The 18,966-nt window shown below is 65.4% G+C and carries 16 protein-coding genes and 1 pseudogene; 2 read left to right on the forward strand and 15 right to left on the reverse strand.

The features are described 5' to 3' along the window. Positions 1–30 precede the first annotated feature (30 nt). From PSm6_RS07235 to PSm6_RS07295, 13 genes and pseudogenes are all read right to left on the reverse strand, one after another. Positions 31–1,965, reverse strand: a complete 1,935-nt coding sequence (locus PSm6_RS07235; protein ID WP_043242434.1) for a methyl-accepting chemotaxis protein — start codon at positions 1,963–1,965, stop codon at positions 31–33. Between the two features lie 139 nt (positions 1,966–2,104). Continuing rightward, positions 2,105–3,400 carry an adenylosuccinate synthase gene (locus PSm6_RS07240; RefSeq protein ID WP_021219736.1) on the reverse strand — a complete coding sequence of 432 codons (1,296 nt, stop codon included), beginning with the start codon at positions 3,398–3,400 and terminating at the stop codon, positions 2,105–2,107. A gap of 52 nt (positions 3,401–3,452) precedes the next feature. Next, entirely contained in the window at positions 3,453–4,640 is a 1,188-nt protein-coding gene (locus PSm6_RS07245) for an ATP phosphoribosyltransferase regulatory subunit (RefSeq protein ID WP_021219737.1), read from the reverse strand. Positions 4,641–4,674: 34 nt separating this feature from the next. Next, positions 4,675–4,860 (reverse strand): DUF2065 domain-containing protein, encoded by a 186-nt coding sequence (locus PSm6_RS07250; protein ID WP_031287789.1) that lies wholly within the window; start codon positions 4,858–4,860, stop codon positions 4,675–4,677. Positions 4,861–4,965: 105 nt separating this feature from the next. Beyond that, positions 4,966–5,832: a protease modulator HflC gene (gene hflC / locus PSm6_RS07255; protein WP_265169919.1), complete on the reverse strand. Its 867-nt coding sequence runs from the start codon at positions 5,830–5,832 to the stop codon at positions 4,966–4,968. Then, positions 5,832–6,989 (reverse strand): FtsH protease activity modulator HflK, encoded by a 1,158-nt coding sequence (gene hflK / locus PSm6_RS07260; protein ID WP_265169921.1) that lies wholly within the window; start codon positions 6,987–6,989, stop codon positions 5,832–5,834. Before hflK ends, hflC begins: the two co-directional genes overlap by 1 nt. A gap of 98 nt (positions 6,990–7,087) precedes the next feature. Next, positions 7,088–8,388: pseudogene (gene hflX / locus PSm6_RS07265) on the reverse strand (ribosome rescue GTPase HflX). Positions 8,389–8,400: 12 nt separating this feature from the next. Next, the gene (gene hfq / locus PSm6_RS07270) at positions 8,401–8,655 is read right to left on the reverse strand and encodes an RNA chaperone Hfq (RefSeq protein WP_031287790.1); all 255 of its coding nucleotides are present in this window, start codon (positions 8,653–8,655) and stop codon (positions 8,401–8,403) included. A gap of 98 nt (positions 8,656–8,753) precedes the next feature. Continuing rightward, on the reverse strand, positions 8,754–9,728 hold the full coding sequence (miaA, locus tag PSm6_RS07275) for a tRNA (adenosine(37)-N6)-dimethylallyltransferase MiaA (RefSeq protein ID WP_265170509.1): 975 nt from the start codon (positions 9,726–9,728) through the stop codon (positions 8,754–8,756). 1 nt (position 9,729) lies between these two features. Continuing rightward, complete coding sequence (gene mutL, locus PSm6_RS07280) at positions 9,730–11,616, reverse strand: DNA mismatch repair endonuclease MutL (RefSeq protein WP_265169922.1); 1,887 nt, start codon at positions 11,614–11,616, stop codon at positions 9,730–9,732. Continuing rightward, positions 11,613–13,049 (reverse strand): N-acetylmuramoyl-L-alanine amidase, encoded by a 1,437-nt coding sequence (locus PSm6_RS07285; RefSeq protein ID WP_148304231.1) that lies wholly within the window; start codon positions 13,047–13,049, stop codon positions 11,613–11,615. Before PSm6_RS07285 ends, mutL begins: the two co-directional genes overlap by 4 nt. A gap of 8 nt (positions 13,050–13,057) precedes the next feature. Continuing rightward, a complete protein-coding gene (gene tsaE / locus PSm6_RS07290) occupies positions 13,058–13,486 on the reverse strand; it encodes a tRNA (adenosine(37)-N6)-threonylcarbamoyltransferase complex ATPase subunit type 1 TsaE (protein ID WP_371877112.1) in 429 nt (142 codons plus the stop codon). 26 nt (positions 13,487–13,512) lie between these two features. Then, a complete protein-coding gene (locus PSm6_RS07295; RefSeq protein WP_265169926.1) occupies positions 13,513–15,012 on the reverse strand; it encodes an NAD(P)H-hydrate dehydratase in 1,500 nt (499 codons plus the stop codon). Between the two features lie 66 nt (positions 15,013–15,078). Here PSm6_RS07295 and queG point away from each other — a divergent pair, with 66 nt between their 5' ends. After that, positions 15,079–16,143 carry a tRNA epoxyqueuosine(34) reductase QueG gene (gene queG, locus PSm6_RS07300; protein ID WP_043242413.1) on the forward strand — a complete coding sequence of 355 codons (1,065 nt, stop codon included), beginning with the start codon at positions 15,079–15,081 and terminating at the stop codon, positions 16,141–16,143. 6 nt (positions 16,144–16,149) lie between these two features. Here queG and orn read toward each other — a convergent pair whose 3' ends face one another. After that, complete coding sequence (gene orn, locus PSm6_RS07305) at positions 16,150–16,692, reverse strand: oligoribonuclease (protein WP_021219749.1); 543 nt, start codon at positions 16,690–16,692, stop codon at positions 16,150–16,152. 98 nt (positions 16,693–16,790) lie between these two features. Between orn and rsgA the strand changes: the two genes are divergently transcribed. Then, entirely contained in the window at positions 16,791–17,822 is a 1,032-nt protein-coding gene (gene rsgA / locus PSm6_RS07310) for a small ribosomal subunit biogenesis GTPase RsgA (protein WP_043242404.1), read from the forward strand. Positions 17,823–17,885: 63 nt separating this feature from the next. On the opposite strand, the gene motB is transcribed toward rsgA, so the two are convergent. Next, entirely contained in the window at positions 17,886–18,956 is a 1,071-nt protein-coding gene (gene motB, locus PSm6_RS07315) for a flagellar motor protein MotB (RefSeq protein ID WP_043242400.1), read from the reverse strand. Positions 18,957–18,966 lie beyond the last annotated feature (10 nt).

The raw sequence follows: 18,966 nt of genomic DNA on the forward strand, positions 1-18,966 counted from the left end.
CTCGGCTTTGTGCTTTCTGGCATCCAGCCATCAGGCCTTGAACTGGCCGAGGCTGGATTTCAGTTGCGCCGCCAGCCCGTCGAGTACACGACCGCTGCTGACGGTTGCCGCCACGGCGTCCGCCGCCAGGCGCGCCTCGGAATGGATGACGTCGACCCGACCCCGCACGGCATGCGCCCCTTCGGCCTGGTGCTCGGCCGCTCGCGCCGCCGCCCTCACCGCCTCGTGCACTTCCTCCACCGCCTGCTGCACGCTCTGCTGCAGGCGCTCGCTGTCCCGTAGCGCATCGATACCCTCGGTCGCACGAGCGCGTGCCTGGGCAATGGCCGCGACCGCCTCCTTGGCGCCCTTCTGCAATGCACCGATATGCGCCTGGATATCACCGGTGGATTGCTGGGTCTTGCTGGCCAGCGCACGCACCTCGTCGGCCACCACCGCGAAGCCGCGACCACTCTCCCCCGCCCGCGCTGCTTCGATCGCCGCGTTCAACGCCAGGAGGTTGGTCTGTTCGGCGATGCCGTGGATGACCGAGAGCACCACTTCGATCTGCTCGCTTTGCCGCGCCAGGCGCTCGATCACCTCAGCGCCGTTTTGCACACGCTCTTCCAGGGTCTCGATCAGGCCACCCACCTTGCGGGCGATGGCGGCATTGTCCTGGGTCGCCTGGCGAATCTCACCAACCTGCTGCAAGGCCGTTTGCATGGCCTGGCTTTCGCCCTGGGCCTCCGCCGTCATCTGCGCCAGCGCATCGAGACTGCCGGCGACTTCATTGCGCTGGCGCTCGGCAGCCGCCGCGGCCGCCAGGCTGCGCTCGGACAGGGAGCGGATTTCACTGCCCGTGCGCACCGCCACATCCCCGGCCTCGCGGACGATGGGCTGCAGCTTGTCGATGAAGCGGTTCACCGCCGTAGCCATCTCGCCCAGCTCATCACTGCTGTCCAGACGCACACGACGAGTCAGATCACCCTCACCAGCGGCCAGGTCGTTCAGTGCAGCGATCAGCAGACGCAGGCGATTGACCACACGATGGCCGAGCACCACCGCCAGCACCAGCAATACACCGAGCCCCACCAGTACCAGGGCCAAGCCGATGCGCCAGCGCAACTCATTGGCGGCACCTTCCACCGTCTTCTGGGTGCCGGTACTCATGCCATTGGCCGCCTCCTGGGCGGACTTGAGCCGCGCCGTCAGCACCGCCGTGCTGTCGGTTGCCGCACCGGAAAGACTCTGCCCCACCAGCTCACCACCGCTGGCGATCAGCGCACTGAAGCGTGAGTCCAGCGCCTTCAACTGGTCTTCGATGGTGGCCGTGGAGACCCCTAGGCGCACCTTGCCGATCTCCACGCCATTGGGGCTGATGGAGGCTTCGACCATGTAGACGGACGGGTCGCTGGCGGCGGCGTTGAGCACCTTATCCAGCGCACGCTCGCCCTGCCCCTTGGCCAGCAGGGCCTTGATCGCGGCGTTCTCGCGATTGAGGTAACGCGTCAGGTGCTGGCCCTGGGCATCGTCATACACCACGAAGAGTACGTTGGGATTGCGCTGGGCGCGGCGGGCGAACTCGGAGAGCGTGGGTATATCGTTGTCCCACATGGCGCGTGGCGCGACCGCGGCGAGCAACTGGGCGAGATCAGTGGCGGACGCCTTGAGGTTCTCTTCCAGCGTGGAACGCAATTGCCCCTGCTCCGCCTTGAGGCGCTCGGACAGGGAGGCACTGAGGCGCTCACGGGTCTTGCTGGAAAGACTGGAAAGGCTGCCGGAAACCTCCTGACCAGCCTGCTCCAGTTCGCCCGACAGGCGGCGGGTGTCGTCACCCAGGCGCTGACCGAGATCCTCGACCAACGAGTCGACCGTGCCCCGAGTCAGGGCAACGGCCACCACCACCTGCACCAGCAGGGAGACGCCGAGAGCGATGAAAACAGGCCGCAGCAAGCGGCTTCTGAGCAGGGAAAGGATGGCGGACACGACGATGCTCCTCTACGACCGTTCTTCTTTAACGGCGACTTCAGGGATTTATAGAGCGCCAGCAAGGGCCGTGCCGCAATATTTTCTTTCGCCCATGAAAAAGGGCCGCACGAGGCGGCCCTTTTTCGAGTCGGTCGACTCAGGCGTACGGGTGGCGCAGGACGATGGTTTCGTTGCGATCCGGGCCGGTGGAGATGATGTCGATGGGCGCACCGACCAGCTCCTCGATGCGCTTGATGTAGGCACGGGCAGTGGCCGGCAGCTCATCGAGCGACTTCACGCCAACGGTGGATTCGCTCCAGCCCGGCATGTCTTCGTAAACCGGCTGCAGGCCGATGTAGCTGTCGGCGTCGGTCGGCGCATCGACCAGCACGTCGCCGTTCTGGTCCTTGTAGCCGACGCAGATACGGATGGTTTCAAGACCGTCCAGTACGTCCAGCTTGGTCAGGCACAGGCCGGAGATGCTGTTGATCTCGATGGCGCGACGCAGGATGACGGCATCGAACCAGCCGCAACGACGGGCGCGACCGGTGGTGGAGCCGAACTCATGGCCACGCTTGGCCAGGAAGGCGCCGGTCTCATCGAACAGCTCGGTGGGGAACGGGCCCGAACCCACACGGGTGGTGTAGGCCTTGGTGATACCGAGGATGTAGTCCAGGTACAGCGGGCCGAAACCGGAACCGGTGGCGGTGCCGCCAGCGGTGGTGTTGGAGCTGGTGACGAAGGGGTAGGTGCCGTGGTCGATGTCCAGCAGCGAGCCTTGCGCGCCTTCGAACATGATGTAGGCACCCTGCTTGCGCAGTTCGTGCAGGCGGGCGGCGACGTCGGTGATCATCGGCTCCAGCACTTCGGCGTAGCCCAGCGCTTCGTCGAGGGTCTTCTGGAAGTCGACGGCCGGCTCTTTGTAATAGTTCTGCAGGACGAAGTTGTGGTAGTCCAGCAGCTCGCCGAGCTTGGCGGCGAAGCGCTCGCGGTGGAACAGGTCACCGATGCGCAGGCCACGACGGGCGACCTTGTCTTCATAGGCCGGGCCGATACCACGGCCGGTGGTGCCGATCTTGGCATCGCCACGGGCCTTCTCACGCGCCTGGTCGAGGGCGACGTGGTACGGCAGGATCAGGGTGCAGGAAGGGCTGATGAGCAGGCGCTCGCGAACCGGCACGCCCTTCTCTTCCAGCTTGGTGATCTCGCGCATCAGCGCGTCCGGCGCGACAACCACGCCGTTGCCGATCATGCACTGCACGTTCTCGCGCAGGATGCCGGACGGGATCAGGTGGAGCACGGTCTTCTCGCCGTCGATCACCAGCGTGTGACCGGCATTGTGGCCGCCCTGGTAGCGCACGACAGCGGCTGCCTGGTCGGTCAACAGGTCGACGATCTTGCCTTTGCCCTCATCACCCCACTGGGTGCCCAGGACCACGACATTCTTACCCATAACACTTGTCCTCTTCGGAAGCTCGATGCCGGCAACGGCCGGCGGGAAAACCTTAGGAAACCAGGGGCGCAACCTGCCAGCGCCCGTCACGCAGGGACAGCTGGCGATCGCAGCCGACCTCCTGCGCGCTATCTACATCCTGCCCCGGCAACGCCTGGACCACGCGCTGACCTTCGCTGCGCAGCCGTTTCACAGCCTGCCAAAGGTAGACGTCATGGACGTCGGGCGCCCAGATACCAGTCGGGATTTCGTCAAGATCCATCCGCCCCAGGGTGACCAGGGTCTTCAGGTCGGTGGAGAAGCCGGTAGCCGGACGGGCACGACCGAAGTCGGCGCCGATATCGTCATAGCGACCGCCCTGAGCGATGGACTGCCCCTCGCCCGGCACGAAGGCAGCGAACACCACACCCGTGTGGTAGTGGTAGCCGCGCAACTCGCCCAGGTCGAAATACAGAGGCAGTTCGGGATAGCGGAGTTCCAGCTCGTCGGCGATGGCGATCAGCTCGTCGAGGGCGACATGCACCTCGTCCGGCGCATCCATCAGCACGCCCTGAGCCAGCTCCAGCACCTGGCGGTCGCCACACAGCTCGGCGAGTGCGCGAAGCATGGAAGCCAGTTCACTGGGCAGATCTGCGGTCAGATCAGCCACTTCGTCAACGGCCTTGCGCTGCAGGGCGTCGAACAGTTGCTGCTCCACCTCGCCCGACAGCTCGGCGGCACGGGCCAGGCCGCGGTAGATACCGACATGACCGAGGTCCATGTGCACATCCGGCACGGCCGCCAGCTCGAGCATCTCCAGCATCAGGCTGATGACCTCGACGTCACTGGCCGGGCTGGCGTCGCCATAGAGCTCGGCACCCAACTGGATGGGGCTGCGGGAAGTGGAAAGTGCACGCGGCTTGGCGTGCAGCACGCTGCCGGCATAGCACAGGCGATTGGGGCCTTCACGGCGCAGGGTGTGGGCGTCGATACGCGCCACCTGCGGGGTGATGTCGGCGCGGAAGCCCATGAGGCGACCGGATTGCGGGTCGGTCACCTTGAAGGTGCGCAGGTCCAAATCCTGGCCGGCACCGGTCAACAGTGACTCGAGATATTCGATGTGCGGGGTGACCACGAAGTCGTAGCCCCAGCGCTGGAACAGGTCCAGTACCTGGCGGCGGGCTGCTTCGATGCGCGCCGCTTCGGGCGGCAGTACTTCTTCGATTCCATCTGGCAGCAGCCAGCGATCTACCGTTGCCATTACGCCATTCCCCTCTCAGCCGGGCGGCAAGCCTTCAGTGAAGCAGATACAGGAGGCCGGTCCCCAGCAACATGCTGACGAGGCCCATGAGGCGGAGCTGGCGGTCTTTCAACCCTGCCAACCCGTGCACCGCGGCGCGCCAACGGCGCGGATAGAGGAAGGGCAGGATGCCTTCCAGCACCAGCACGAAACAAAACGCTATGCCGATTTCCTGCCACATGATTCTCGCGGACGCAAAAAAGCCGGGATTTCCCGGCTGACGCATGATACCACGTTTTCCCGGCGGGTCACCCCGGCGGACAGGACCGTCCGCCGGGGAAGACCATCACTTGGCCTTGTTGAGGAACTGGAAGAACTCGCTGTTCGGATCCAGAACCATCACGTCGCCCTTGCTCGAGAAGCTCTCGCGGTAGGCCTTGAGGCTGCGATAGAAGCTGTAGAACTCCTGGTCCTGGCTGTACGCCTTGGAGTAGATGGCAGCCGCCTGGGCGTCACCATCACCACGAGCCTCTTCCGATTCGCGATAAGCCTCGGCCAGCAGCACGCGGCGCTGACGATCGGCATCCGCGCGGATACCCTCGGCCAGCTCGCTGCCCTTGGCTCGGTGCTCACGGGCTTCACGCTCACGCTCGGTGCTCATGCGCTCGAACACGCTGCGGTTCACTTCCTTGGGCAGGTCGATGGCCTTGACGCGAACGTCCACCACCTCGATGCCCAGCTCCTTGCTGGCCATGGTGTTCAGCGAGCGGGTGATATCAGCCATCAGGCCGTCACGCTCACCGGAAACCACTTCGTGCAGGGTGCGCTTGCCGAACTGGTCACGCAGGCCTGCTTCCAGGCGGCGCGACAGACGTTCGTCGGCGATCAGCTTGAGGCCGGAAGTCGCGGTGTAGAAACGCTCGGCATCCGCCACGCGCCATTTGGCGTAGGCATCCACCATGACCGCTTTCTTTTCCTGGGTCAGGAAACGCTGGGTCGGGGAATCCAGAGTCAGCAGGCGAGCGTCGAACTTGCGCACCTGGTTGACGTACGGAATCTTCACGTGGAGACCCGGCTTGACGTCGGCTTCGACGATACGACCGAACTGCAGGAGTACCGCACGCTCGGTCTGCGCCACTATGTAGAAGCTGCTCCAGGCCACCAGGGCGAGGACAACGGCTCCGATCAGGGCGATCAGCGATTTGTTACCCATCAGCGACTCTCCCTAGAACGCAGATCGCGCTGCTGCAGATCGGTGGTGACGCGCGCACCGAGATCGGCGGCGCCACTGGCAGCTGCGCCGGGAACGGTACTGCCGCTGCCACCGCGGTTGTCGATCATCTTGTCCAGCGGCAAATAGAGCAGGTTGTTCTGCCCCTTGTCGCCGGTCAGCAGCACCTTGCTGGTGTTGCTGAAGACTTCCTGCATGGTGTCGAGGTACAGACGCTGACGCGTGACCTCCGGCGCCTTGCGGTACTCGGCCACCAGCTTGGTGAAGCGATCCGCCTCACCCTTGGCACGGGAGATGACTTCATCGCGGTAGCCGTTGGCGTCCTCGATGATGCGCTGCGCCTGGCCACGGGCCTCGGGGATCACGCCGTTGGCGTAGGCTTCGGCCTGGTTCTTGGCACGCTGCTCGTCTTCACGGGCGCGGATCACATCGTCGAACGCTTCCTGCACCTCACGCGGGGCGGCTGCGCTCTGCACGTTCACCTGGGTGACGGTGATGCCGGTGCCGTAAGTGTCGAGGAACCGCTGCAGGCGCTCCTTGATCTCGCTGGCCATCAGCTCGCGCCCCTCGGTCAGGACCTGGTCCATCTCGGTGGAGCCGACCACGTGGCGCAGCGCGCTTTCGGTGGCGTGCTGCAGGCTGACTTCAGGCTGGTCGACGTTCAGTACGAACTTCTGCAGGTCAGTGATCTTGTACTGGACGGTGAGCGGCACCTCGACGATGTTTTCGTCTTCGGTGAGCATCTGACCCTGCTTGCTATAGGCACGCTCGCGGGTGACGTTTTCCTGGTACTTGCGATCGATGGGCGGGAAATAGATGTTCAGGCCCGGGCCGACGGTGTCGTAGTACTTGCCGAAGCGCAGCACCACGGCCTGCTCCTGCTCATCGACCACGTAGACGGCGCTGTAGAGCCAGACCATGGCGAGAAGGAACAGGGCAATGCCGACCAGGCCGAAGCCGCCGCCCTTGCCACCGCTTTCGCCACCACCACGTTTCTTGCCGCCGAACAGCCCATTGAGACTGTCCTGCAGTTTGCGGAAGGCTTCGTCCAGATCCGGCGGCCCCTTGCGATCGCCACCACGGCGTCCACCCCAGGGATCCTGATTGTTCGAGTTGCCACCCGGCTCATTCCAAGCCATAGCGCTCTCCATACTGATAAAGCAAAGACGCACCCACGGCACGCCCGCCAATGCTACCGAAAGCCCGCCACCCGCGGCAAAAAGCGCACCCGCGGGCTTTATTGCAAAGTGTGTTGCTCCAGGAACTCCTGCGGCTTCCAGCCTTCACGGCTGACCAGACGATTGAGCTCCACACGCGGCACACGCAGCGCCAGGAGGAAGTCGCCCGCCTCATCGTGCTGCTCGCTCTGCACCGCGCCAAGGGAAAAGAACTGAGCCCTGAGCCTGCCCAGCTTCTGCGGCAGCCTCAGGGTACCTACGAACAGATCATCCCCAGCAACTCGGCAATCGCCTGCTTGAGCAGATCGAGCCCGAGACCCTCACGCGCCGACAGCCAGACCCGTTCAGGCTTGCCATCTGCGTCTCGCTGGATCTGCGGCTCCATGCCATCGAGCAGGTCGATCTTGTTGTACACCTCGAGCATCGGCAAGCCATCGGCACCGATTTCATGCAGCACCGCCATGACCTGCTCGATCTGCGCCATGCGCTCAGGCTCATGGGCGTCGATCACGTGCAGCAGCAGGTCGGAGTTGCTGGACTCCTCAAGGGTAGCCCGGAAGGCCTCGACTAGCTTGTGCGGCAGGTGACGGATGAAGCCCACGGTATCGGCCAGCACGATGGGCCCGAAATCGTTCAGCTCCAGGCGACGCAACGTCGGGTCGAGCGTGGCGAACAACTGGTCCGCAGCATAGACCTCGGACGAGGTCACGGCATTGAACAGCGTGGACTTGCCGGCGTTGGTGTAGCCAACCAGGGAAACGGAAGGGATATCGGCACGCTTGCGCCCGCGGCGAGCCTGTTCGCGCTGGCTGCGCACCTTGTCGAGGCGCTGCTTGATCTGGCGTATGCGCACACGCAGCAGACGGCGGTCGGTTTCGAGCTGGGTTTCACCCGGCCCACGCAGGCCGATACCACCTTTCTGCCGCTCGAGGTGGGTCCAGCCACGGATCAGCCGCGTGCTCATGTGTTCGAGCTGGGCGAGCTCCACCTGCAGCTTGCCTTCATGGGTGCGGGCGCGCTGGGCGAAGATATCGAGGATCAGGCCGGTGCGATCGAGAACGCGGCATTCGAGCGCTCGCTCGAGGTTGCGTTCCTGACTGGGCGAAAGGGTGTGGTTGAAGATGACCAGTTCGACCTGCTCGGCCTTGACCAGGTCATGCAGCTCTTCGACCTTGCCAGTGCCGATCAGATACTTTGCCGTCGGCTGGTGGCGCGACACGGAAATGAATGCTGCCGTGTCGGCGCCAGCCGACCGAGCCAGCTCCTGGAATTCCTGCGGGTCTTCTCGCGCCTCGGGATTTTGGCCGTCCAGATGAACCAGGATGGCCCGTTCACCACCACCAGGGCGTTCGAAAAACAATGCAGACTCCTATCAGGCGTTACCAGGCTCGGGGTTTTCTTGCTCGGTGGCACTCGGCAGACGCACGGGGCGGCTCGGTACCACGGTGGAGATTGCGTGCTTGTAGACCATCTGGCTGACAGTGTTCTTCAGCAAAATCACGAACTGGTCGAAGGATTCGATCTGGCCTTGCAGCTTGATGCCGTTAACCAGATAGATGGAAACCGGTACGCGTTCCTTACGCAAGGTATTCAGGTAAGGGTCTTGTAGCGAATGCCCTTTTGACATATGCCGCACTCCTGTAGGGATATAAATCGATTTAGTTGTCAAATGACGAGAAAGTTAGGCCGCCCTACCCCCAAGGATAGACGGTAACTGGTGAGGTCTCAGCCCAATATGGAGACCGACGCCAGGTATTTCAAGGTGCGCGGCAGATTGTCGCAAGCCAGGCTGTCCAGCCAATGTATATCAGCCCAACTACGTAACCAGGTGAACTGCCGCTTGGCCAATTGGCGCGTTGCAATGATGCCTCGCTCTTCCATTTCGGCCCGGGTCAGGTCGCCGTCCAGGTATTCCCATACCTGGCGATAACCGACAGCTCTTATAGACGGCAGTCCGGCGTGCAAGTCACGTCTTTCGCGCAGAGCTTCGACCTCTTCGACAAAGCCCTGTTCCAGCATCAGACGAAATCGTTGCGCGATTCGCGCGTGCAACACCTGGCGCTGCGTCGGAGCGATCGCCAAGTGGGCCACAGTATAAGGCAATTGCCCCCGGCCAGAGGGGCCCGAGTCGGGATTTTGCAACGCCTGTCGCTGACGATGTGCGGTCATCGTCATCCCACTCACCTGGTACACCTCCAGGGCGCGGGTAAGCCGCTGGGGGTCGTTCGGGTGGATGCGCGCGGCGGACTCCGGGTCCACCTCCGCCAACTCGCGATGCAACGCTTCCCAACCCTCACGCTCGGCGCGCGCCTCCAGCCCCGCACGCACGGCCGGGTCGGCACTGGGCATGTCCGCCAGGCCTTCCAGCAGCGCCTTGTAATAGAGCATGGTGCCGCCGACCAGCAGGGGGATACGCCCCTTCGCGGTGATCTCGGCCATGGCGGCCAGCGCATCGCTGCGGAACTCGGCGGCAGAGTAGCTCTGCGCCGGGTCGCGGATGTCGATCAAACGATGGGGAAATGCCTCAAGAATGGCCTTCTCGGGCTTGGCCGTACCGATGTCCATGCCGCGATAGACCAGCGCCGAGTCGACGCTGATGAGCTCGCAAGGCAGGTGGCGCGCCAGGTCCAGGGCAAGGTCGGTCTTGCCGGCGGCAGTGGGACCCATCAGGAAGATGGCCGGTGGCAGGGGCTGCCCCATCTCAGCGGCCACGCAGGAAGAGCTTGTCCAGGTCATCCATACCCAGCTGCGTCCAGGTGGGGCGGCCGTGGTTGCACTGGCCGCTGCGCTCGGTGTGTTCCATGTCGCGCAACAGGCCATTCATTTCGGGCTGGGTAAGGCGGCGGTTGGCACGTACGGCGCCATGGCAGGCCATGGTGCCCAACAGCTCGTTCAGGTGGGCCTGGATACGGTCGCTGGTGCCGTACTCGAGCAGATCGGAGAGCACGTCGCGCACCAGTTGGGTCGCCTCGGCCTGCTTGAGCAACGCAGGGGTCTGGCGGATAGCCAGGGTTTCGGGCCCAAGACGCTGCAGCTCGAAGCCCAGGCGCTGGAACCAGTTGCCGTGTTCCTCGGCACAGTCGGCTTCACGCTGGCTCACGGCCAGCGACTCGGGCACCAGCAACGGTTGCCCCTTGAGCCCTTCACTGGCCATGGCGACCTTCAGGCGCTCGTAGGTGATGCGCTCATGGGCCGCGTGCATGTCCACCAGCACCAGCCCCTGGGCGTTCTCGGCGAGGATGTAGATGCCCTTGAGCTGCGCCAGGGCATAGCCCAGCGGCGGGATATCGCCCTGGCTGTCCGGCAATGCGGCAGCGGGCTGGCCCGTCATGGGCGCGAAATATTCACGGTAGGCGCCCTGCGCCTCGGCGGTGCCCAGCACCGGTGAGGGTCGTGGTGCCTGGTAGCCGGCCCCTGCGCCACCGAACGATGGCGTCCAGGCAGGCTGGCTGACCGGCTGTTCCAGAACGGTCGCGGCCAGGCTCATTTCACCTTGAGGGCCAAATTCACCCGCCTCGGCCCCGGTGGCCCGGACCATCCCACCCACGGCCGCGGGGGCAGCCAGGTGATCTTCAGGCCGTACCTCGCCCAGCGCACGGTGCAACGTGCCGTAGAGGAAGTCATGGACCATGCGGCTTTCACGGAAGCGCACTTCGTGCTTGGTCGGGTGCACGTTGACGTCCACCACGGCCGGGTCCACCTCCAGGAACAGCACGAAGGTGGGGTGCCGGCCGTTGTAGAGCACATCGCGGTAGGCCTGGCGCACCGCGTGCACCACCAGCTTGTCGCGCACCATGCGGCCATTCACGTAGAAGTACTGCAGGTCCGCCTGGCTGCGGGAGAAGGTCGGCAGGCCGACCCAACCCCACAGGTGCAAACCATTGCGCTCCACCTCGATCGGCAACGCCTGTTCGAGGAAGGCCGGGCCGCATACGCTGGCCACGCGCCGCGCGCGGGTGATCTCGTCCTTCGCTTCGTGCAGGGCGAAGACCGTCTTGTTGTTGTGCCGCAGGTGGAAGGCGACATCGAAGCGAGCCAGAGCCAGCCGCCGGATCACTTCCTGCAGATGGTCGAACTCGGTCTTCTCGGCACGCAGGAACTTGCGTCGCGCCGGGGTATTGAAGAACAGGTCGCGCACTTCCACCGAGGTGCCCACCGGGTGCGCCGCAGGCTGCACACGGGCCTCCATGTCACGCCCTTCGGTCTCCACCTGCCAGGCCTGTTCGGCATCGGCGGTGCGCGAGGTCATGGTCAACCGCGCCACGGAGCTGATGGACGCCAGCGCTTCACCACGGAAGCCCAAGCTCATCACCCGCTCGAGGTCTTCGAGGTCGCGGATCTTGCTAGTGGCGTGGCGTGCCAGGGCCAGCGGCAGATCATCGGCCGGAATGCCGCCGCCGTCGTCGCGCACCCGCAGCAGCTTGATGCCGCCCTGCTCGACCTCGACGTCGATGCGCCGGGCGCCCGCGTCGAGACTGTTCTCCAGCAGTTCCTTGATCACCGACGCGGGGCGTTCGACCACCTCGCCAGCGGCGATCTGGTTCGCCAGCCGGGGGCTGAGCAGCTGGATGCGACGCAACTCGGTCATGGCTGGGCTGCCAGGGCGGTAGCCGGGATATCGAGGGTCTGGCCGACCTTGATGTTGTCGTTCTTCAGGCCATTGGCACTGCGCAAAGCGGCAAGGCTGACCTGATAACGCTGCGCGATCAGCGCCAGGCTTTCGCCGGAGGTGACCAGATGCTCACGCGGGCCGGCGGCGATCTTGCCCTGGTCACGCTGAGAGGCGATGTAGGTGCCAGGCGGCGGGTTCTGCTGGAAGAACTGCTTGATCCCGCCCTGGATGGAGCGCGCCAGGGCCTGCTGGTGACCGGCACTGGCCAGCTTCTGCGATTCGTTGTGGTTGGAGATGAAGCCGGTTTCCACCAGGATCGACGGGATGTCCGGGGACTTCAGCACCATGAAGCCGGCCTGTTCGACGCGGCGCTTGTGCAGCGGCGTGACGCGGCTGATGTTGGTCAGCACCTTCTGCCCGACGTTGAGGCTGGAGGACAGCGACGCGGTCATCGACAGGTCCAGCAGCACCCCTGCGAGCATGCGGTCCTTGTCGTCCAGGCTGACGCTGCCGACGCCGCCGATCAGGTCGGAACGGTTTTCGTTGTCGGCCAGCCAGCGGGCGGTCTCCGAAGTGGCGCCACGGTCCGACAGGGCGAACACCGAGGCACCGAAGGCGCTGCGGCTGGGGGCGGCGTCGGCATGAATGGAAACGAACAGGTCCGCGCCCTTCTTGCGGGCGATCTCGGTGCGCTTGCGCAGCGGGATGAAGTAGTCGCCGGTCCGCACCAGCTCGGCCCGGAAGCCCTTCTCCTGGTTGATCTGGCGCTGCAACTCCTTGGCGATGGCCAGGGTCACGTCCTTCTCATGCTGCCCCTTGGGCCCGAGGGCACCCGGGTCCTCGCCGCCGTGGCCGGCGTCGATGGCGATGATGATGTCGCGGTTGCCACCGGGTACCGGCGGCAGCTTGTTGGTGGCGGGCTGGGTCGGCGACACCGGCGGCTGCGGCGTACTTGGCGCCACGGCGACCTGGGGTGTGGACGCTTCATTGGCAGCGGCTTCCTGGTCGAACAGGTCCACTACCAGGCGGTTGCCGTACTGCTGGTTCGGCGCCAGGGAGAAGCTCTTGGGTACGACGGCAGCGGAAACGTCTATCACCACACGCAGCTCGGTGGGGCTGCGCTGGGCGGAGCGCACACTGGTGATGGGCGTATTGCTCAGCGACAGTTGCTCCAGCTTGGTGGCCAACTGGGCGCCGCTGATATCGATGACGATGCGATTGGGGGCCGCCAGCGTGAACACGCTGTGCTGCACGGGGCCAGACAGGTCGAACACCAGCCGGGTATTGTCGGGGGCGCGCCAAAGCCTAACGCCACGAACCTCCGCAGCGGCCAGGACATCAGCGGCAAACACCGCAAGCAGAACCCCAATCCCGGCAAACAGCGCGCGCGAGCGCATACCCCACCCCATTCTCTTGTTCATACTCCCGTGGCCAAGGCGGCGCACCAGGACTCGCCGCGCTCAGTATGCGGCGACAGATGCAGCGTACGGCCGCCTGCATGGGGGCTAATGGTAATGTCCATGTCGGCCTTTGGCAAAATGCCGGTGCCCCTCCGGGGCCACTCGATCAGGCACAGCGCATCGCCCTCGAAATAGTCGCGGATACCCAGGAATTCAAGCTCTTCCGGGTCGGCCAGGCGATACAGGTCGAAGTGGAACGCGCGCAACTCGCCGATCTCGTAGGGCTCCACCAGGGTGAAGGTGGGGCTCTTCACCGAACCGCCATGGCCCAGGCCACGCAGGATGCCGCGCGACAGCGTGGTCTTGCCGGCCCCAAGGTCACCGTGCAGGTAGATGATGCCGCGACCTCCGGTCGCCTGCGCCAGGCGCGCGCCCAGCGCCAGCATGGCGTCTTCGCCGTCGGCAAAAAGATTCAACTCAGGCACGGCGAGCACTCCTCGAGCAGCTGACGAATGGTAGGAATCAGGTCACTGGCTGCCAGCCCGCGCCCCTGGGCACCCAGCAGTTGGCCAGCGCCGGCATGCAGCCAGACGCCCAGACAGGCAGCCTCGAACGGCGCCATGCCCTGGGCCAGCAGGGCGCCGATGACACCCGCGAGCACATCTCCCAGCCCGGCGCCGGCCATGGCGGGATGGCCGCGATCACAGAGCGCCAGGCGGCCATCGGCACCCGCGATCAGGCTACCCGCGCCCTTCAACACAACGGTGGTGCGATAGCGACGGGCAAGCGCGAGGGCGGCGGCGGGACGATCCTTCTGGACGTCGGCGATGCTGGTACCCAGCAGCCGCGCGGCCTCCCCCGGGTGCGGCGTGATCACGCAACCCTCGGGCAAACCGACCCCACCCGCGGCCAGCAGATTGAGGGCATCGGCATCCCAGACCTGGGGTACCTCCTGTGCGGTCACGGCGCTCAGCAGGCTGCGCCCCCAGGCGCCCTGGCCGAGCCCGGGGCCAACCACCAACACGCTGGACGCAGCCGCCAGGCCACGCAGTTGGTTGGCGGACGCAACCCCCACGCTCATCACCTCGGGCATGCGCGACAGTGCCGCGCCAACGTGCTCGCCCCGGGTGGCCAGCGACACCATGCCGGCCCCGCTGCGCAGCGCGCTTTCGGCGCTGAGCAAGGCCGCACCACCGGTGCCCAGGTCACCGCCCACCACCAGCAGGCGGCCGTAGCGCCCCTTATGAGCAGTCGCCGGGCGCGAGGCCAGGAGGTCGAGCCCATCGACGGCCAGGCGCCGGGCGACGAACAGCTGGCTGGCGACGATCGCTTCGTCCGCCTGCAGGCCGTCGAAAACCAGTTCGCCGACCCGATCGGGTGCAGCGCCGGTAAACAGGCCCAGCTTGAGGCCAATGAAGGTCACGGTGAGGTCGGCGCGCACCGCAACGCCAAGCACGCGGCCGGTATCGGCGCAGAGGCCGGAAGGGACATCCACCGCGAGCACCGGCAGGTGGCTGGCATTGATGCAATGGATGGCCTCGGCATAAGGCTCGCGAACCTCACCGACGAGTCCGGTTCCCAGCAACGCATCGACCACGACGCCCTGCAGGTCTGCCGTCTCGTTCCACGACAGGATGGGCACACCGGCGCTCAGCGCCTCATCCCGCGCCAGCGCGGCGTCGCCTTCGAGGGCAGTGGCATCACCCACGGCCAGCACCTGGGCGCGCCACCCCGCGCGCAGGGCCAGCGCAGCGATCAGGTAGCCATCCCCGGCGTTGTTGCCACGGCCAGCCAGAACCGTCAGCTCAGCCACGTTCGGCCAGCGACGACGCAGGGCGCGCCAGGTGGCGTGGGCGGCACGCTGCATCAACTCGAACCCCGGCGTACCGGCGGCGATCAGGCGTGCATCCAGCTCGCGTACTTGGGCAGATGAATAGAGGACGAGCGGCAGGTCATCGATTGGGTCGGGCATGCGATTCGGCGTTCAGGGCTAGGTCTGGCAGAATTATACGCACCTCGATTGCGGTTTCCCTCCAGCATGTCCCTATCTCCCGAACAACTCGCCGACCTCGCGCAGTCCATCAAGGACTGGGGACGCGAGCTCGGCTTCCAGCAAGTGGGCATCACCGGGGTGGAGCTGGGCGAGCACGAGGCGCACCTGCAGCGCTGGCTGGACGCGGGCTACCAGGGCGAGATGGATTACATGGCCGCCCACGGCAGCAAGCGCTCCCACCCGGACGAGCTGGTCCCCGGCACACTGCGGGTGGTCTCTCTGCGCATGGACTATTTGCCCGGCGACACGCGCATGGCGCAGGTACTGGGGCAGCCGGAGAAGGCCTACGTCTCGCGCTACGCACTGGGCCGCGACTACCACAAGCTGATCCGCAAGCGCCTGCAGCAACTGGCCGAGCGGGTCCAGCAGGCCATCGGCCCCTTCGGCTATCGCGCCTTCGTCGACAGCGCGCCGGTACTGGAGAAGGCCATCGCCGAACAGGCAGGCCTCGGCTGGATCGGCAAGAACACCCTGGTGCTCAACCGCAAGGCCGGCAGCTACTTCTTTCTTGGCGAACTGTTCGTCGACATGCCGCTGCCGGTGGATGCACCCCACGGCAGCGAACATTGCGGCCGCTGCTCGGCGTGCATGGACATCTGCCCCACCGCCGCCTTCGTCGCGCCCTATCAACTGGACGCGCGGCGCTGCATCTCCTACCTGACCATCGAGCTCAAGGGCTCGATCCCGGAAGAGCTGCGCCCGCTGATCGGTAATCGCGTATTCGGCTGCGACGATTGCCAGATGGTTTGCCCCTGGAACCGCTTCGCCCGCCCCACCGACCAGGGCGACTTCCAGCCCCGCCACGGCCTGGACAATGCGGCCCTGGCGGAGCTGTTCACCTGGAACGAGGAGGAGTTCCTCACCCGCACCGAAGGCTCGCCGCTACGCCGCGCCGGCTACGAACGCTGGCTGCGCAACCTGGCGGTCGGCCTGGGCAACGCCCCCTCGACCATCCCGGTGCTGGAGGCCCTGCGTGCCCGGCGCGAGCACCCCTCGGAACTGGTTCGCGAACACGTGGAGTGGGCCCTCGCCCGACACCAGGCAGCCTGAAACGGCTCAGACCTTGATGAAGTGCTCGCGGTAGTGGCGCAGCTCGGCGATGGAGTCGCGGATGTCGTCCAGGGCCAGGTGGGTGCTGCTTTTCTTGAAGCCGTCACGCACATGGGGCGCCCAGCGCGCGGCCAACTCCTTGAGGGTGGAGACGTCCAGGTTGCGGTAGTGGAAGTAGCCTTCCAGCTTGGGCATATGGCGATAGAGGAAGCGGCGGTCCTGGCAGATGCTGTTGCCGCAGATCGGCGACTTGCCCTTGGGCACCCACTGCTCCAGAAAGGCCAGGGTCTGCGCCTCGGCCTCGGCGGCGCTGATGCGGCTCTCGCGCACGCGCTGGGTCAGGCCGCTCTGGCCATGCTGGCGGGTGTTCCACTCGTCCATGCCGGCAAGAATCTCGTCGCTCTGGTGCACGGCGATGGTCGGGCCTTCGGCGAGCACGTTGAGATCACTGTCGGTGACGATGGTGGCCATTTCGATGATGACGTCGTTATCGGGATCGAGGCCGGTCATTTCCAGGTCGATCCAGATCAGGTTCTGTGCGTTCTGCATGTTCGCTCTCCAAGGCAAGGCGCGCATTCTAGCTTAGAGCCCGGTGCGCCGGGCTGCCCGTGCTAAACTCGCCGCCGTTTTCAATCAGTGGAAGTTCCATGGCCAAACGCCACCTCAGCCGCCGGCAAAGCTGGCGCATCGAGAAGATCCAGGAAGAGCGCGCCGCCCGTGCGGCCAAGCGCGAATCACGCGCGCTCGACGAGCTGGAAGGCGGCGATCTCGGCCCCGAACAGACCGGCCTGGTAATCGCCCACTTCGGCGTGCAGGTCGAGGTCGAGGCGCTGGAAGGCGAGATCGCCGGCCAGGTATTCCGCTGTCACCTGCGCGCCAACCTGCCGGCGCTGGTCACCGGCGATCGTGTGGTCTGGCGCTCGGGCAACCAGGGCAGCGGCGTGATCGTCGCGCAACTGCCGCGCACCAGCGAGCTGTGCCGGCCGGACATGCGCGGCCTGCTCAAGCCGGTGGCGGCCAACGTCGACCTGATCGTCATCGTCTTCGCTCCCCTGCCCCACCCGCACGCCAACCTCATCGACCGCTACCTGGTGGCCGCCGAGCATGCCGGCATCCAGCCGCTGCTGCTGCTGAACAAGGCCGACCTGGTGGACGATGACAACAGCGCGATGCTCGACTCTCTGCTGGGCGTCTATCGGCAGCTCGACTATCCGCTGCTGGAAGTCTCGGCACACGGCGGCGGTGGCATGGAAGATCTACAGATACGCCTCGACGGCCACGTCAGCGTGTTCGTCGGCCAGTCCGGCGTCGGTAAATCCTCGCTGGTCAACAGCCTGTTGCCCGGTGTCGACACCCGCGTCGGTCCGCTCTCGGAGCTGACCGGCAAGGGCACCCACACCACCACCACCGCGCGACTGTTCCATTTCCCCGGTGGCGGCGAGCTGATCGACTCCCCCGGCATCCGCGAATTCGGCCTAGGCCACGTCAGCCGCCACGATGTGGAAGCCGGCTTCATCGAGTTCCGCGACCTGCTCGGCACCTGCCGCTTCCGCGACTGCAAGCACGACCGCGAGCCCGGCTGCGCCCTGCTCAAGGCGCTGGAGGACGGCCGCGTGCAGCCCCAGCGCATGTCGAGCTACCGGCACATCCTCGAAAGCCTGCCGGAACCCGAATACTGACAGGCGCCGCAAACGAAAAGGCCACGCAATCGCGTGGCCTTTTTCATTCGGGTCGGGCTGCCGTCAGGGCTGTTTGTTCTCGTCCATCTTCAGCACGCCATCCTCGAAGATGTTCAGCTTCTGCTGCAACTCCTGGGGTTGCAGCGGCGCGGCGCCACCGGGTGGTGTGACCTGGGTGCCGGAAGCCGCGCCGGGGACCGAAGGCGGCGTGCCGCTGGCGGGCGTCGACGGCGGGGTACCGCCTTCGGCCGGGGCGTTCTGGTCGCCATGGGAACCCTCGATGTCGCGCTGGGCCTTCTTGGTCAGCACGATGATATCGATGCGCCGGTTGACCGGGTTGAAGGGGTCCTCGCGATCAAACAACGCCGAGGAGGCATAGCCCACCACCCGCGCGACCTGATCATCGGGGTAGCCGCCCGCCACCAGGGTCCGACGCGCGGCGTTGGCGCGGCCGGCGGAAAGCTCCCAGTTGCCGAACTCACCAGCCCCGGCAAAGGGCTTGGCATCAGTGTGGCCGCTGATGCTGATCTTGTTCGGCACGGCCTTGATGGTCTCGGCCATGATCAGCAGGATGTCTTCGAAATAGGGCTGCAGGCGCGCGCTGCCGAGGTCGAACATGGGCCTGTTGGCGGCGTCCATGATTTGGATGCGCAAGCCATCCTGGGTGATCTCGAACAGGATCTGGTCCTTGAATTTGCGTAGCTCGGGGTTCTCGTCGACCTTGTTCTGCAGCTCCTGCAGCAGCATCTCGAGGCGTTCCTTCTCGATCTGGTCGGCCAGGGTTTCCACCTGCTTGGCGTCCACCTGCTTGTTGGTCGAGTCGATCGCCGCCTCCTGGGCGTCAGGGGCGTCCTTCAGCTCGGGGTTGAGCGTACGGTCCGGCGCCGGCGTCGGCGTACCGCCGAGGTCGATCACATAAGGGCTGGCGCTTTCGGTGAAACCGATGGGGTCCTGGAAGTAGCCAGAAATCGCCTTCTTCTGCTCGGGCGTGGCCGAGGACATCAGCCAGAGCACCAAAAAGAACGCCATCATCGCGGTGGCGAAGTCGGCGAAGGCGATCTTCCAGGCACCGCCATGGTGCCCAGCGGCGATCTTCTTGACCCGCTTGACGATGATCGGCTGGTTGTTATCCATGGTTCAGCCC

Origin of the sequence: Pseudomonas solani (assembly GCF_026072635.1) — a bacterium.
Classification (GTDB): Bacteria; Pseudomonadota; Gammaproteobacteria; order Pseudomonadales; family Pseudomonadaceae; genus Metapseudomonas; species Metapseudomonas solani.